General features: G+C 27.2%; 23 protein-coding genes. 1 reads left to right on the forward strand and 22 read right to left on the reverse strand.

All coding sequences use genetic code 11. The features are described 5' to 3' along the window. Positions 1-283: 283 nt before the first annotated feature. From Q1A15_RS11590 to Q1A15_RS11670, 17 genes are all read right to left on the reverse strand, one after another. Positions 284-1138, reverse strand: coding sequence for a hypothetical protein (locus tag Q1A15_RS11590; protein WP_299623631.1), 855 nt, complete (start codon positions 1136-1138; stop codon positions 284-286). Positions 1139-1153: 15 nt separating this feature from the next. Then, positions 1154-1540, reverse strand: coding sequence for a hypothetical protein (locus tag Q1A15_RS11595; RefSeq protein ID WP_299623634.1), 387 nt, complete (start codon positions 1538-1540; stop codon positions 1154-1156). Positions 1541-1561: 21 nt separating this feature from the next. Continuing rightward, on the reverse strand, positions 1562-1960 hold the full coding sequence (locus Q1A15_RS11600; protein WP_299623637.1) for a hypothetical protein: 399 nt from the start codon (positions 1958-1960) through the stop codon (positions 1562-1564). 18 nt (positions 1961-1978) lie between these two features. Then, positions 1979-2419, reverse strand: coding sequence for a hypothetical protein (locus tag Q1A15_RS11605; protein ID WP_299623640.1), 441 nt, complete (start codon positions 2417-2419; stop codon positions 1979-1981). A 20-nt stretch (positions 2420-2439) separates the two neighbouring features. Further along, on the reverse strand, positions 2440-2907 hold the full coding sequence (locus Q1A15_RS11610; protein ID WP_299623643.1) for a hypothetical protein: 468 nt from the start codon (positions 2905-2907) through the stop codon (positions 2440-2442). Between the two features lie 22 nt (positions 2908-2929). After that, on the reverse strand, positions 2930-3490 hold the full coding sequence (locus Q1A15_RS11615; RefSeq protein WP_299623647.1) for a nucleotidyltransferase family protein: 561 nt from the start codon (positions 3488-3490) through the stop codon (positions 2930-2932). After that, on the reverse strand, positions 3487-4092 hold the full coding sequence (locus Q1A15_RS11620) for a hypothetical protein (RefSeq protein ID WP_299623650.1): 606 nt from the start codon (positions 4090-4092) through the stop codon (positions 3487-3489). The genes Q1A15_RS11615 and Q1A15_RS11620 overlap by 4 nt, the downstream gene beginning before the upstream one ends. After that, entirely contained in the window at positions 4076-4570 is a 495-nt protein-coding gene (locus Q1A15_RS11625) for a hypothetical protein (protein ID WP_299623653.1), read from the reverse strand. Before Q1A15_RS11625 ends, Q1A15_RS11620 begins: the two co-directional genes overlap by 17 nt. A 31-nt stretch (positions 4571-4601) precedes the next feature. Continuing rightward, positions 4602-4841, reverse strand: coding sequence for a hypothetical protein (locus tag Q1A15_RS11630; RefSeq protein WP_299623656.1), 240 nt, complete (start codon positions 4839-4841; stop codon positions 4602-4604). 138 nt (positions 4842-4979) lie between these two features. Then, positions 4980-5174, reverse strand: coding sequence for a hypothetical protein (locus Q1A15_RS11635; RefSeq protein WP_299623659.1), 195 nt, complete (start codon positions 5172-5174; stop codon positions 4980-4982). Between the two features lie 16 nt (positions 5175-5190). Continuing rightward, positions 5191-6351, reverse strand: coding sequence for a hypothetical protein (locus tag Q1A15_RS11640; protein ID WP_299623662.1), 1161 nt, complete (start codon positions 6349-6351; stop codon positions 5191-5193). Positions 6352-6363: 12 nt separating this feature from the next. Continuing rightward, on the reverse strand, positions 6364-6813 hold the full coding sequence (locus Q1A15_RS11645; protein ID WP_299623665.1) for a hypothetical protein: 450 nt from the start codon (positions 6811-6813) through the stop codon (positions 6364-6366). A gap of 12 nt (positions 6814-6825) precedes the next feature. Beyond that, positions 6826-7611, reverse strand: a complete 786-nt coding sequence (locus Q1A15_RS11650; protein WP_299623668.1) for a hypothetical protein — start codon at positions 7609-7611, stop codon at positions 6826-6828. A 108-nt stretch (positions 7612-7719) separates the two neighbouring features. Then, complete coding sequence (locus tag Q1A15_RS11655) at positions 7720-8028, reverse strand: hypothetical protein (protein WP_299623670.1); 309 nt, start codon at positions 8026-8028, stop codon at positions 7720-7722. A 92-nt stretch (positions 8029-8120) separates the two neighbouring features. Next, on the reverse strand, positions 8121-8552 hold the full coding sequence (locus tag Q1A15_RS11660) for a GNAT family N-acetyltransferase (RefSeq protein ID WP_299623673.1): 432 nt from the start codon (positions 8550-8552) through the stop codon (positions 8121-8123). A gap of 89 nt (positions 8553-8641) precedes the next feature. Continuing rightward, positions 8642-9073, reverse strand: a complete 432-nt coding sequence (locus Q1A15_RS11665; protein ID WP_299623675.1) for a nuclear transport factor 2 family protein — start codon at positions 9071-9073, stop codon at positions 8642-8644. 56 nt (positions 9074-9129) lie between these two features. Further along, positions 9130-9555 (reverse strand): MarR family transcriptional regulator, encoded by a 426-nt coding sequence (locus tag Q1A15_RS11670; RefSeq protein WP_299623677.1) that lies wholly within the window; start codon positions 9553-9555, stop codon positions 9130-9132. Positions 9556-9696: 141 nt separating this feature from the next. On the opposite strand from Q1A15_RS11670, the gene Q1A15_RS11675 reads away from it, so the two are divergent. After that, positions 9697-9897, forward strand: coding sequence for a hypothetical protein (locus tag Q1A15_RS11675; RefSeq protein ID WP_299623680.1), 201 nt, complete (start codon positions 9697-9699; stop codon positions 9895-9897). 30 nt (positions 9898-9927) lie between these two features. Here the strand turns inward: Q1A15_RS11675 and Q1A15_RS11680 are convergent, their stop codons facing one another. The 5 genes from Q1A15_RS11680 to Q1A15_RS11700 all read right to left on the reverse strand — a co-directional run bounded on the left by Q1A15_RS11680 (position 9928) and on the right by Q1A15_RS11700 (position 14140). Next, entirely contained in the window at positions 9928-11151 is a 1224-nt protein-coding gene (locus Q1A15_RS11680; RefSeq protein WP_299623683.1) for a hypothetical protein, read from the reverse strand. A gap of 53 nt (positions 11152-11204) precedes the next feature. Beyond that, positions 11205-12107: a hypothetical protein gene (locus Q1A15_RS11685; protein WP_299623686.1), complete on the reverse strand. Its 903-nt coding sequence runs from the start codon at positions 12105-12107 to the stop codon at positions 11205-11207. A 147-nt stretch (positions 12108-12254) separates the two neighbouring features. Then, positions 12255-12725, reverse strand: a complete 471-nt coding sequence (locus Q1A15_RS11690) for a YcxB family protein (protein WP_299623689.1) — start codon at positions 12723-12725, stop codon at positions 12255-12257. A 139-nt stretch (positions 12726-12864) separates the two neighbouring features. After that, the gene (locus Q1A15_RS11695) at positions 12865-13587 is read right to left on the reverse strand and encodes a LamG domain-containing protein (RefSeq protein WP_299623693.1); all 723 of its coding nucleotides are present in this window, start codon (positions 13585-13587) and stop codon (positions 12865-12867) included. 151 nt (positions 13588-13738) lie between these two features. After that, entirely contained in the window at positions 13739-14140 is a 402-nt protein-coding gene (locus Q1A15_RS11700; RefSeq protein ID WP_299623696.1) for a hypothetical protein, read from the reverse strand. Positions 14141-14157: the final 17 nt, after the last annotated feature.

The raw sequence follows: 14157 nt of genomic DNA on the forward strand, positions 1-14157 counted from the left end.
TGAGCGATTTTTTTAGTGGATTATCAGTAGTAAAACTAAATAAAAAGTTTGAATTAATAGAATAACTATTACAACTTACATCTTGTTTAAAATTTTGAAACTAAAAATTAAGAGAGCGATTTTGTTTTTTTAATCTAGAATCTAACAGTATCTGCTAAATTTTCTCTTTTCATGGTATGTGATATTTATCGTTTCAGCAAATCTATACTGGAATTAGATGTATTGATCACGTCAAGATAACGTCATCTTTACGACAAGTGGTTTAAAGTCAATTAATACTTGATTATTTGATCATTAGTACGATTCTCTTTTTCCCTGGAACAAAATAATCAGTTACTACTTTTTTACCATTTTGGGTTATTGTTTCTTCAATAAAATCAGTTAATATTAATTTATCTTTTTCAAATTTCCAATGAAATTGTTTGTATGTATTCTTTTTTGAATTTTTTAATGTAATTACATCTAAGTTTTTATGCGGATGTAATGTTCCGAAATAATTTCTTACTTCATATTCATCGTAATCGTCAAAGTTTTGTAAGCTTCCATCTTTACCAAAAACTACAGTTGTATTGTTTTTTAGATAGGTTCCAGCAATTAATTTTTCATTAAAAAATCGAGTAATACTTTTACTAATTCCGTACAATTTTTCTTTTTTATTATCGAACATATTGTAAAAACTGTCTTTATGCTCAATTAAAAACTTTAAATCATCATGCTTAGAGTAACTATACGTTATAGTATCTTTTTGTTCATGAGATTGAACTTGTTTTAATAGTAGCGTATTATTCTTTTGAGTTAAAGTATAAGGAATTCCAAGAACATCGATAAGTGCCAAAGTATCTGTGCTACGGTTTATTTTCTCTTTCAAATCCATAATTGAACCAAACGTAAATAGTGAGTCATTATGGATTTTAATTAAAATAGCAGACCAAGAAGGTGGTTGAATTCTATGTTTAGCAATAGCTTTATCAGCTAAAATATTATTGAAATAATCGTTGAGTTGCCAAATACCGTTATTACTATTTTCTTGTGAAATCGTTTGTTTAGATTGTTTTTGTATTTCTTTTTCTTTCTCTTTTTGAACTTGAGTACAACTACTTAATATACAAATTGTAATTACAAAAAACTTCTTGATCATATGTGCGCTATTAAATTAATCATCATAATAATTAAAACTATTAAAAAAGTAAGTAGTAGACCTTCTATCTTCATATTTCCCTAAATGAACATGTGTGTAATTAGGGTTTTTAGAGTAATAGTTTACAAAAATCTTATATCCTTTACATTTTTTTCTATCCGCTTTACTGAAATCTCTTACTCCTAAAGTTTTAAAATATAATCTCCCATTGACTTTGTACTTATATTTTATACTATGCTTATTTGATGAATCATCATATTTTATAATGGTTCCTATAGTTTGTTTCTTATAATTAATAATTAGATAATCTTTTCTGATTAAGAAGGTGAAAAATCCTATTATTATAGTGAATACTACTACACCTGCAATTTGATCGCTTAATTTTGGTTTGTTCTCATTCATTTTTTAATAACAGACCTTTATTTAATATTTAAGAGTTGAAATTATTATGTGATATAAGAAGAACACTACGATTAAAGCGAATAATGAAAGACGAAAATATTTTTGTTGCTTTGCTTTATGATCGAAACCATCTTTTTTTAATTCCCAACTAAATAATAATTCAACTAAAGTTTGAATAGGTAAAAAAATAAAATGTAAAATACTATATCCTTCTTTTGCTTTTGTTGTTCTGATAATTCTTTCTCTTTTTTCGTTGAGGTATTTAGCCGTTTTGATTTTATATTCTTTAACACCTCTTTTTAATAATTCTGTGTTGGCTAAACTCACAGCTTTAGGATTCCATTTTTTTGGAGCTCCAACAATTTCTAACAACTCTTTAGTAGTTCTCGATTGTATTGGTGGATTAAAATCATCTGTCATCTTCACTTCTTTTCAGTTTTAATTTAAAATTCTGTTTTCAAATAAGGTTTTCGCATAACATCCGTCTTGATAAAGAATTACACTATACCCATTTACTTTTTTAATCAGATTGATGAAATGATTGATTAATAGCTTAGAATCTAAACAAACCTGACCACCGTGACTAAAGGGAGGCCAAAAATCAAAATTAGAAGTTCCATCACTATAATCAACTATAGATAAGTTAATACTTCCGATAATTATTTTATGTTGTATTGCGCGACTAAAATCATATTCTTTTTTAAACCACATGGTGTTTTCTTCTTCTTCAATTAGAAAGCAAATATCAGATTCTGGTTGAATTAAATCGCTATCAAATGTGTGATTATTGGTGTTAATACAGAAATCTTTTAAAGCAGTAATAGCTTTTTCTTTATCCTTTGTGTCAAAAGAGAGTATAAAGTTAATATCGAGTTTCATGATTTTAACACTGTTATAGCTTAATCTTTACTTTTATAATTTGGAAACTTATTTTTTTGAAAAGAACTTTTAGTAATAAGATCTAAATAATCAGAGGTTATAGGCTTAATGATTTTATTATCAATTACAAAACCCAACTGAAAATTATGACAAATATTGATGATATTCTCTATGAAAGATGTAGAGTTTGTTCTTAAGTCAAATCGAAATTCAAAAGCAGAAATCAATTTAGTCTCTTTATCAAAAATTAAAGTTACATCATTGTCTTCATAGTTTTCAGTGTCGCCTTTCCAATATATCCAATCTTCAGAATTAACCCAATCTGCTCTAGATATAAGCTTATCTAATTCTATAATAATACCTTTAGAATTTAATTCTCTACGTAACCATATTTGTTTTGCAACACTTTTATCTGTTAACATAACATTATTATCAGCTTGTAATTGATTTAAAGGAAGTATAATGATATTCTTTTGCCAAAAAGCCATAAGTTATTTTGTCTTTTAATTTTTAATGTAATTCAAAGCCTTCTATAATCAGTTTACTCCATTTTTCTTTCCACTGTTTTTTTGCTAATCGATTTTTATAAGTAGTTAAATTAAATTTAGGTGTAGGTTTAACGATTAAATTGAATAAATCATTTAAACCATACGGGGCTATATATTCAATTTTATTATTCTTGTTTAATCGCACAGCTATTGCCGTAGCTGTTTCTGGCCAAAAAGATATAGCTTCTTTACAATTAGCATATTCTTGATGATTATTTCTAACATGCATTCGAGCTTGATTTTTTACAGACCAGTTTAGTTTAGGATAGTTCTTCTTCAGTTTGTTTTCAATAGCAATATCAAATTCTTTTTTGTTATGTACTGAGTCAAAATAAATAACATCAATATCATTAAGCTTAGTTCTCGTTATTTTATGTTCTTCATCCCAAATTTTATTACGAACAAAACCAGCTCCTATCCAACAATCGTTTAGACTTAAATCACGAACAATTTTCAAGATTTCAATCATCCAATTATCGTTTTCAATACCATTAAGAAAATCAGCTTCTATGTTTCTTTTCAATTTCGTTTTATCTTTCTTTTTAATGTAGTCCAAAAACTTTCTTTCTTCGTAGGATTATCTTTAGTTAAATCAAATGTAATTGAGCTTATTTTTCCCTCATCAGTATATGTAATCTCATCTGCATTTTTTGAACCAACATCAAGAAACGTTTGAGTTAATATTTCTGATTGTTCTCTTAAGCCTTTATTAAATGGAGCATCAAAGATTTTGTTTTTTGCGTCTTTAAGAGTAAAATCAAAATCTTGAACTAAAGTGTACATTTTCTGAATTGTAGAAATCCCAATATATTTTAAATCTAATATTAATCGATCTATATCAGGTTTTTCTTTACTGTCTTTTACTCGAGATACGAGTTCATTTTTCAGGTAAGATCTTGCGTTTTCTTCAGCTTTTTGTCTAGCTATCTCACCATTAATAAAAATGTTATTGTAGTCATTTGAACTACTGATTTGCTTTTCGTTATCATGTAAATCATAAACGCACCACCACCAATGATTGTCATCCATGCATTCAGCACCTAATATTAAGCCACACCATTTAGCAGTACAGTCATCATTAAAATCTCCTTTCCAAGCTAATTCTTCTTTATAATTTCTTTTCAATCTCTGATTTTTTATATTCTTCAATAATCTCATCATTGGAACGATACCAACCTAATCGGACAGAATCAAATTCATCTTTTCCTTCATGTTTGTATATCCCGATAGTTCTCAACGATTCATTTATCGCATCCTCAACAAGAATAGCACTAGAGGGAATTTTTGGATTTTCAATTCCATCAAAAGAAATTAAAGGCCCGAGAATTTTTTTACCATTATACCAAACTTCTGATATCTGAAAACCTGGACCACCATAATAATCTGTTTCAATATATGCGCACTTCCCTTTAAAAGAAAGTTCTTTTAAAACTTTACGTGTTTCTTTAGTTAATTCTTGAAAAGGTTCAAGTATTGTGTCTGAATAATTAGTGCCATATTTGTTTTTAAAGGGAATTAAATAGTAGTTTCCTACTAAGACAACATTAGGAAATTCACCTTCATATTTAAAACTTGTTATAATTCCATTAATCGTATGTGCCATTTTTGAAACAATTTTGATGAAAGTATAAATTTTAAATCTCCTTCCAATTATATACGTTCAAGTTTGAATAATCAATCTTTAACTGATCTTTTAATTCTTTAGTTTCTGTAATAGGTATAACTTTATCAATATAATTTCCATCACACCAATTTTTAGGATACTTAAGTAGGTGTTTTAACCTTAATTTTTCTTCAGTACCATCAAATTTATACCAATCATAAACCAAAGGTATATATTTTAATGGTTGTGTAACCAAGAGTTTTCTTATCATGAATTCTTCAGAATTTTCAATACCATAACTATCTAATATTTCACCGTTACAAATTCGTATTATTCCTGCAGGTCCACCAATAAATTCAGGACAACTTGCTAGAATCGTAAAATTAATCTTCGGATAAGTTTTTGAAATTTATTGAATTACCCAATAAGGAGCATATTTTCTTCTTTGGTAATGATAATATAAAGTATTAGTATCTTTTTCAAAAGAAGAATTCATTTCGTAACTCTTTCCATCTTTTTCATATATAAGTTCTTTTAGCTTTTTAATATCATTTCTATTATCAATATTTTCAGCTATGATTGTTATTTCAGTATCCCAACCCATTACAATTGTATTTTATTTAACTATCTATGAAGCTTACGATTTCTCTGGTTTTAATGTGTTGCCAACCGCTAAAAGTTTGACGATAATTAATCCATGGAAGATAGATTTGAGATCCTTGTAAATCTCCATAAAAATTATCTAGTATATGAGTTATTGATATCATACCCATATTTAAATCTTGAAATTTAGAATATAAAATCTCTCCAAGATGTCTTTCTTTCTTATGATCAATTTCATTGTACGAATCAACTATTTTGACTTCGTTATTTTCGAATGCTTTTTTAGCTTCAATTACAAAGAGATTAGTGTGTAAGTATGTTTTTCCGTTTTTAATACCAATATACTTTACAACACTTTTTAGTCCGCTACAAATTCTTCTAACTCTACCTAATGTAATACAATTGTATCTAGGGCTGATTTCATCATTAACACAAGAGATTTTTACAAATTCAAAATCGTTTTCAGAAGCCTCATAAATATCCCAAATTGGGTCTCTTACTTTAATGTTAAAGTGAACTGTTCTTTTGTAATCTTCTTTAATTAAATGATTCAATTGTAATATTGTTCCAACTTCAATTTTATTATCGTTGATAATTGTTGTTTGGTCTTTCTCTAAAATATATTCTTCAAAGTTTTGATCTACTTTGTTCTTATTCGTTTTATGAATAAAGGTAAATCCAGTTTTTGTAATTGCATGTTCACAATCTTTTAAAGTGAAACTTTTACAAAATTGTTGAAATAACAAAGAAAAAGCAGTGTTCCAATCTTGATTTGTTCTAAAAGCATATGTATCAATTTGAGCATGCCAATAGAGATGTCGAATATTAAAATTATGGTATAAGAATGTTGCAAAGAGAGAAGTTATGTATACATAATTTTGATCTCGTCTTTTTTTAGAGTTGAAGTTTGGAGATAAAGCTATATCAAATCCATTTATAAAGGCAACTATTGTTGCTTGGTTTTTAGGAATAGCTGTATTCCAATTATTCTGAATATGTTCAAAAAGTGTAATAATATTACTTTTCTGAACTCTTTTTAAAACGTTATTTTCCTTTTCTTGAAAAGCAATTTCTGCTCCTGTTACAAAAGCCTTTTTAGTGTTTTCGTTTTTTGGAATAATATTGTTCCAAAGCATTTCAATTCTAAAATTGATTTCATCTAATTTTTCTTTTTGCATTTAAATCTAGAGTTATTCTTCCTTCCAATAATTATTAATAATATCAAATAATTCTTTTCTAGTAATATCTTCTTTAATCGGACTAAGATTCCAGCTTTTAAGTGCTTCGAAAAGCATTCTATATTCAGTTACAAATTCATTAAACTCAGCATCTGATAAGTTTTCAAAATCCGCTAACTCATCCGGTAAAGCTCTATTTTCAATTTTTGATAAATAACTTTCAGGACTTTTATCACTATTACTCCACCAATCATCTCCAAAATCTTCCCAAATTCCAATTAAACCTAAAACTACTAAAGGTGAACTTCCTACAAATCTATGAGTTTTATTTATAGCCCAATATTCTCCAAAAAAATCATCTCGCTTATCTGGAACTAAAAATATTTTATATCCTTTTTTTACAATTACAGCTAAAGCATAATTGTAAGTGTTTCCAGCTTCAGCCATTATAAAATTTTCCATAGCTTGTTTATTTTACAGAGAAACCATTGTTTTTTCTTTTCTATACCAGTCAAGAAATTTAATATACTCTGAATCGATACATGCAGACCAAGAATATCCATGCAGTTCTTTCCATTTTTTAGTTTCCATATTCCAAGTAAATTTATGAATCACTTGATTGTTATTTGTTAATTCAATACTGTTGATATTGTGGTTTTTATGTCTTTCGATTTCTTGAAAAACGTCTCTCAACAAGTTTGTTTTTTCTGAAGTATTTAAAATTAGTCCATCTTCAAAAAGCAATCCATTCAAATTAGTGTTTTCATTGGCTTTTAAATTATCAATTGAATTCCAACGATCATTTGAAGCTTGATAAAAAAGTTTTTTATTACAGATATAATGATCACTAGTCACACTAGTTATGGTAATTTCTAAACACTTTATGAGTTTATGAATAAAATCTTTATTGAATCCGATGAATTTTATTTGATCTGTTTGATAATAACACACAGAAGCATAATTAAAAGTACCATCTTCTTTACTCTTATAAAATTTAGATCGACAAGAAATAGTATCCGTAGAAAAGTCTTCATCGGAATTGATTTCCCAATAATGAAATTTTTCTAATACACGATCATTTAAAAAGAAATCAACAGGTTTTTTAGAGGTATATAAAAGGTCTAAACAATTGTAATCATTGTGCCAAAAATAATAGCAAAATGAAACAGAATTTATTTTCTTTAAAATAGAATTTATTTCTTCTTGATCGATTTGAAAATTCACAGGGAATAATCGTATATGTCTAGAAATATAATTCATGTTTCTGTATTAATTTGGCCAAATTACTATTCAATCAGGTTTAGATTCCACAATAATAATACTTTTTGATACAGTACATTTAATTTAAGTATACTAAGATGGAACTAACTATTCTATGTGTCTTAGAAATTCGCGAGGTACTTCTAACAATTCTTGATAGCACCAACTATTCGGACAATCATTATTTAATTCTGAAGGTTCTGCAATTCTTATTGTAATTGTATTCTGGTTTTGATCGATTCCAGAAAATGTCTCACCGACTTCAAAAGTTCTTTCCGTAGTTCCAATAATACCACCTACAGTAATATTAGTTGTATATGGAGTTACGAATTCATATTCATTATTTAAAGTTTCGTCATCAGAATTACAAGCGATTGTCACTAAACCTAAAATAAAAAGAAGAATTATTTTTTTCATACATCTGTTTTTCAATAAGATGCTAAAACTTAGGATTAGTTGCGTGGAAACGAAATAAATCTTAAAAATGAATTTAAAACCAATGAACTCTTTTATAATTTTTTAGAAAAGTAAATTCGTCTTTTCCCTGCAGGGAAATTTTTTAACTCTCCAAAAGGTTCATAACCATTCTTTAAGTAAAAATCTTCAGCTTGAAAATCGAATGTATCTAGCATAGCAATTGTTGCACCTTTTTCTTTAGCTACTTTTTCAATATGATTTAAAATCTTTGTTCCTAACCCTTGTTTTCTATAGGATTCTTTTACCCATAAAATTTTAATTTCAAGACCATTCCAGTATCCAATACCACCTAAAACACCACCGATTTCAATTCCGTTTTTGTCTTTTGCAACAAACTCTAAGGGAGTCCAAACATCAGCAAGTGGAGGAACTTTACTTAAATTATATTCGTTTATTCCGTCAACAATTTTCTTAATGTTTTCCTTTTCACATATTGTAATAGTATAGTCAGTAGTCTTTTCCATGAAATAACTTGCCTCTTGAAATCGCTAGCAATGTAGAAAATAAAACATAGAGCGATAAAAAAACTCTATGTTTTATTTTTTTGTGTTTTCTATGGAATTAGCATTACATAATCTTGAATTATCAACCACTTGTTTTTAATTTTTACTAGTGAGTAAAAATTCTTTAAAGTTGGTTTACCTGGGCTAGTTAAAGTTACTTTTACAGTAGCCATATTTTTTTCTATGAACTGAAAATTTTCAAAACTTGCCTTTCTTTTATAACCACCAAATTTTTTAGATTCAATAAATGATACATAAGTAGCTTTATCTAAAATAGATACAGCATTTTTCTTATCATCGTACAAAGCGACTCTAAAATTTGGGTGCAATTGTGGATTCAATTGAATTACATTGTTTGTGTCACCAGCATTTATGTAAGATGTTAAAGTAGATTTTACTCCTTTCTTATCATTTTTCTGAGCATTTGTTGTACACGATAAAAGAGTTAAAGTAGTTAAGAAGATTAAAATTTTTGTTTTCATGATATTTAATTTTAAAGTTATTATTTTAGTTAGCTAGACAACTATTTAATTAAAAATTAGTTCTCTAATTTTTTTCTTATTTTTTCTAAAATGATTTTTACACTTTCTTTTTCACTTTCAGAAAGTTCACTTAGACCAGAAAAACGAATGTTTTCTATAATAGGGTAGAGACTACTGATAAGTTCTTTTCCCTTTTTAGAAATTGATAATTCAGTTTTTCTTGAATCTTTAGCAGAAGTGTTTTTTACGATTAATTCTTTCTTTTCTAAATGACGAACCATTCTCGAAATTGTGGGCTTGTCTCGTACAAGCTTTTCTCCAATAACAATTTGACTAACAGATTCGTTTTCATGAATTACATTTAAAACTAACCATTGTTCTATGGTAATATCAATACCATGAGCTTTAAGTACATTTTGCCCGTATTGTCTTATTTTTCTGGCTGTAAGTTCTATCTGAAAGTAAGTGTTATCATTAATCATGTTACAAATATATTAAAAATAGTTAGCTGAACAACTAATTGTGGTTTGCTGAATAATTTTTATAACTATTTTAAGAAATAGATTTCTTCGGTAAACTGAATTTAATTCATACATTTAGACCTTAACTTTAAAAAATATATCATGAAATTTCCAGGAAAAGTATTAGGAAAACAAGAATTGCTAAGTATCCACGGTGGAGGTCCAAGTTTAAGAAAATGTCAGAGATTAATAAGAAGATCAGATAGACATAGATCAAGAGGAGACAAAGAAGGAGCACAGCGATTAATTAAAAAGTTCGAAGATATAGGATGTGCTAGTACTACATTTACAACATCTAATTAAATTCCTTTACTAAAAAAATAAAAGCCAAGATTAATCTTGGCTTTTTTCATTTGGTTCTATTTCTTCTAAAGAATATTCTTTTATTTCTGGTAAGATGTTATGAAGTTTAACGTATTTTTTCTGTGCAAGTAAACTATCTTTTACCTCTTTTAATTGTTCTACAAGCATTACATTAACCTGTAACTCTTTTCTTTTTTGATCTCTAGGTTCATATTCTAGTTCTTTATCAAGTATTATTTTAGATCTATTCACCAATAAAATTTCTTCTTTTAAAAGATTGAAAAGCTCTTTCGTTTCATTTGAATTAGGATTGAAGTAACCAATTTGTTTTAAAATATCTTTAGGTAAAGCATATTTCCAATTCATTACAGAACGTGGTTTGTAATAATATCTGCGATTATAACTGCCTTTTAAGTCATGAATAATAATTTGTTGTATAATGATAGTGTCTAATGATACTTTTTGATTGTAGGAAAAAGATTTTTTTATATCCCAAATTTGATGTCCAGAACTCACATACTTACGTTTTTTAAGCGTACGAATGGCATCGCTGTCAAATTTAATATTGTACTTTTTTTCTGATGTTTTTATTTCATTATCAATATATTCTAGTGATTTTAGATAAGGCTTAAAATAAATATCGTTTAGTATTTCTTGATTCACAGTTGTTGTTCTATAGAGGATAAGTATCGTAAAGAAAGAAACTACGATTGAAATTAAAATCCATTTTATTGATTTATATAGTAACCTTAATAAAGACCAACTATTGATAAAAATTACTATTGGTAAGAGCACAAAAAGACTGGAACAATCTTTATACAAATTAATAGGATGTCCAGAATTGCTTGAAACTTCAGCTGCTATTAGAAATATAAAAAGATACGCCAATTTAACGGCTAAAAATAGAATTATCCAGAAAAACAGTACTGTATTCGTTCTTATTTGTTGTTTGAGAAAATTATGTTTTTTCTTTTTACTGATTGTGCTTTCAACCCAAATTCTGATAGTAACAGAAAGTCCGAGAGCAGTACATAGTGAAACAATAAAATAATTAAAAAAGGCAAGCTCTGCATCTTCAAAAGTTAAAAGATCTTCAGATATGCTCGTTGAAAAACGAATAATTTCTCTAGCTCTATTAAAAATTAGTGAAAGTGTAGTGGCAGTAACAAAACCAGAAATAATTCCAATCCAAAATCGAAGTTTTCCTATGTTTTGTATTGAAATATGATCTTTTTTAAAGTTTATTTTTCTCATTCAGTCTTAAAGCAGAATTTTTAAATTGATTTTCCTTTTCCTGTTAATAGAATTTACGAACGCAATTGAGCAATTTTAGCATCTAAACCAAGTTCACCATAACCACTTGATATCAATAATTCTTTAAAGAAAGCTTCTAATGTTCTGTCTAATACAAAGAGTTTCTTCGTTGTTGAAAGAGTTGTCGTAAATATGTAATTGATAGCTTTATCAGTATATTCCTTTTTACATTCTTCAAATTTTTCTCTGATAAAGTTTTGAGATTGTTCAATGGTATTTTGATTCATCATTTCAACAACAGCTGTGAGTTTCTCAAAGTTTTCACTATCAGGTTGTATAAAATCATGCAGTAGATTATCAATATGAATAGTATTCTGAACTTTCTTCATCCAAATAAGTATCGCTACAATAGTTTCAGAAATTAGGAGTTCTTTTCCTTTTATATTCGGATCATTATTAAATGTTGTATATGTCGTTGTAATGGTTTTATTATTCTTTTCTTCTACAACTATTTTTTTAATGAGCGTTTTATTTTCAATTTCAAATGTTTCTGTTTTTTCTTTATGCTTTGCAGATTCTTTGATGACCTGTTTTAAGTCTTTGTAAATTTCATCTAACTGAGATTTATTTTCATCTAGTAATAATTGAGTTTTAGTATTATTAAAGTCAATTATATATAAGTTATGACCAAGAGCAAAAGAAGAAGATCTTTCTACATTCTTGATATCAGAAATTTTCATTTTCTTAAAATCATTCTTTAGAAAAAGATTATAGAAATCATTGAATTTCTTTGATCCATGATTCAATTTTGGGTGATAAAGAATTTCTTCAGGAGTAATTTCAAACTGAATAATTTTGTCCGTTTTTTTATAGAAATATATCCCAAGTAATAAAGTGACAATAAAAAATATGATGAAAAAAGGAGCTTTACTTAAAATGAAAAATACAAACATCATAACGGAACAAAGTATATAGATAAATGATGTTCTTCGCATTCTTTTATTACTCAAAAAATATTTTTTAGTCATAGTAATGTAAATCTAGGTTATTACTCCATTGATAAATATAAGTAAAGTATATACAACTTAAATTCTCATAAGTGTTTACTGATATGTTTTAAGTTTTCCATGTTCTTTTAATTTTTCTAGAATTTCAATTTCTTCTTGGTTCAATATTTCAAAAGGTAGATGAATTGTTTGTTTGTGTTTTGTGATTAAAACGTAATAGTTTTTTCTTTTTTTAAGATCTCTAAATTCTGAATAATCTAGTTCCGATTTACTTTTTTCAGTTGCAATAATGAGTTTATTAGGAGTAACAGTATAATTAAGATCAAACCTTTCAAACCAAGTTTTGCTACTAATAAGTAAAATTAAAGGTTGAAGTGTATAATAGACTCCAAAACCAATAAATAATAATCCTTTATAGTTTCCTGGAGTGTATAAATTATATCCAATTATTAAAATAAGTGGACCAGCTAATATTCTTAAAAGTGTATAAAAAACACCATAACCGAAATAATACTCTTCTAAAAATATTTTATTTTTTTGAGTTTTAGATAAACCTTTACTTTTCATAACATTTTTAATTACTAACAAATAGGTGAATTGTTAGTTACGGACTAAATTACAGATTATTATTTTAAAGATTGAATATAAAATGAACAGACGTTTGATTAAATACCAAACGTCTGTTTTATTTATAGTTTATGTGTAATTATTTCTTGTTGAAAAGCGATGTTATTTCAGATTGATTTAAAGCAACGTTATAAATTCTAACTTCATCTATTTTTCCTTTAAATGTATTCGATGGCAAATTTAAACGAGTTCCTATTAATAATGGTTGATCATTATTTAAAATACTTCCTTGTATTTCTTCAGTAGCAATTAGTTCATTATTTACATATAAAAACATTTTCTGATCTTTTAATACACCAGTAATTAAATACCAGGTATTTATCTCATATCCGTTTTTTTTGACTTGCTTAAGTTGACCTTCAGAATTAGTTGAGAAAATTAATTCATTTGCTGATGATGATAATCCGTAAGGCCAAGCTCCAGTTCCACTAATAGCACTTCCTTTTCTAAGAATAGTTTGAGATTTTTTTTCTTCTGGATAAATCCAAGCAGAAATAGTGAACTCATCATCTAAAAATAACTGAGGGTTGTTTGGAACTTCAATCCCGCTATCATCACCATTGAAATAATAAGCAAAATTTTCAAGAGCCAATTGATCACTCGTTATAGAAACTTCATTTGCAATTCCATGATTGTTATAACCACTTTGATCAAAAGGATTTTTTTCAAAAGGATAGTAAGCCAACAAATTTTTATACCTGACTTGTTCTGAGCTTACATCATCGTTAATTACATCGTCGTCGTCTCCGCAAGAAATGAAGGTTAAAAAAAGTAATAGTAGTGTTAAGTTTAAGTTTTTCATAATTTAAAATTTTTACGAAGAACAACCATCAACTAACATACCAGATTCGTGTTTACATGTTACGTTATTGTTAAGTTGAATTAAGCTTTTTTGAATAAAAATCTTTCTTAAAAATGAGGAAGCTGATTTTAAGTGATTTACAGTTTTTGTGTTAGTTCGTTTTATAGTTAGCAACTTTCAATTCTAACAAAGCAAGTAGAAGTACAATTACAATTTCTGCAAAAATGTAGCTCCAACCCAAAGAGGTAATTGTTTCCTTGTGATACAATGCAAAACCAATTGATGTACAACAGTAACAGATGTTTACAAAAGCAATTGCTTTTATGAAAAAAGCTATGTTTTTATTAGTGTTGAAATAACAGTAAAAATCATACATAGCAAAGAAGCAAGGTAGCGTAGCAAGTAGGTACAAGGTTTGTTTTGGAATACCAAAAAAAGATTCAAATCGAACTAAGACAATGCCAAGTAGAAAAGCAGATATTATAGCACCAATTCCATCAATTAGAAATAGTTGTTTCGGATTTGATTTTAAGTGCTTTAATACTTGTTTCAAAATAAATTTTTGAATTA

It is taken from the genome of uncultured Tenacibaculum sp. (genome assembly GCF_947495995.1).
GTDB lineage: Bacteria > Bacteroidota > Bacteroidia > Flavobacteriales > Flavobacteriaceae > Polaribacter.

Coding starts and splice junctions, on each gene's coding strand:
- Q1A15_RS11590 (WP_299623631.1), bottom strand. CDS start 1,138: ATGATCAAGAAGTTTTTTGTAATTACAATTTGTATATTAAGTAGTTGT.
- Q1A15_RS11595 (WP_299623634.1), bottom strand. CDS start 1,540: ATGAATGAGAACAAACCAAAATTAAGCGATCAAATTGCAGGTGTAGTA.
- Q1A15_RS11600 (WP_299623637.1), bottom strand. CDS start 1,960: ATGACAGATGATTTTAATCCACCAATACAATCGAGAACTACTAAAGAG.
- Q1A15_RS11605 (WP_299623640.1), bottom strand. CDS start 2,419: ATGAAACTCGATATTAACTTTATACTCTCTTTTGACACAAAGGATAAA.
- Q1A15_RS11610 (WP_299623643.1), bottom strand. CDS start 2,907: ATGGCTTTTTGGCAAAAGAATATCATTATACTTCCTTTAAATCAATTA.
- Q1A15_RS11625 (WP_299623653.1), bottom strand. CDS start 4,570: ATGGCACATACGATTAATGGAATTATAACAAGTTTTAAATATGAAGGT.
- Q1A15_RS11630 (WP_299623656.1), bottom strand. CDS start 4,841: ATGATAAGAAAACTCTTGGTTACACAACCATTAAAATATATACCTTTG.
- Q1A15_RS11635 (WP_299623659.1), bottom strand. CDS start 5,174: ATGGGTTGGGATACTGAAATAACAATCATAGCTGAAAATATTGATAAT.
- Q1A15_RS11640 (WP_299623662.1), bottom strand. CDS start 6,351: ATGCAAAAAGAAAAATTAGATGAAATCAATTTTAGAATTGAAATGCTT.
- Q1A15_RS11645 (WP_299623665.1), bottom strand. CDS start 6,813: ATGGAAAATTTTATAATGGCTGAAGCTGGAAACACTTACAATTATGCT.
- Q1A15_RS11650 (WP_299623668.1), bottom strand. CDS start 7,611: ATGAATTATATTTCTAGACATATACGATTATTCCCTGTGAATTTTCAA.
- Q1A15_RS11655 (WP_299623670.1), bottom strand. CDS start 8,028: ATGAAAAAAATAATTCTTCTTTTTATTTTAGGTTTAGTGACAATCGCT.
- Q1A15_RS11660 (WP_299623673.1), bottom strand. CDS start 8,552: ATGGAAAAGACTACTGACTATACTATTACAATATGTGAAAAGGAAAAC.
- Q1A15_RS11665 (WP_299623675.1), bottom strand. CDS start 9,073: ATGAAAACAAAAATTTTAATCTTCTTAACTACTTTAACTCTTTTATCG.
- Q1A15_RS11670 (WP_299623677.1), bottom strand. CDS start 9,555: ATGATTAATGATAACACTTACTTTCAGATAGAACTTACAGCCAGAAAA.
- Q1A15_RS11675 (WP_299623680.1), top strand. CDS start 9,697: ATGAAATTTCCAGGAAAAGTATTAGGAAAACAAGAATTGCTAAGTATC.
- Q1A15_RS11680 (WP_299623683.1), bottom strand. CDS start 11,151: ATGAGAAAAATAAACTTTAAAAAAGATCATATTTCAATACAAAACATA.
- Q1A15_RS11685 (WP_299623686.1), bottom strand. CDS start 12,107: ATGATGTTTGTATTTTTCATTTTAAGTAAAGCTCCTTTTTTCATCATA.
- Q1A15_RS11690 (WP_299623689.1), bottom strand. CDS start 12,725: ATGAAAAGTAAAGGTTTATCTAAAACTCAAAAAAATAAAATATTTTTA.
- Q1A15_RS11695 (WP_299623693.1), bottom strand. CDS start 13,587: ATGAAAAACTTAAACTTAACACTACTATTACTTTTTTTAACCTTCATT.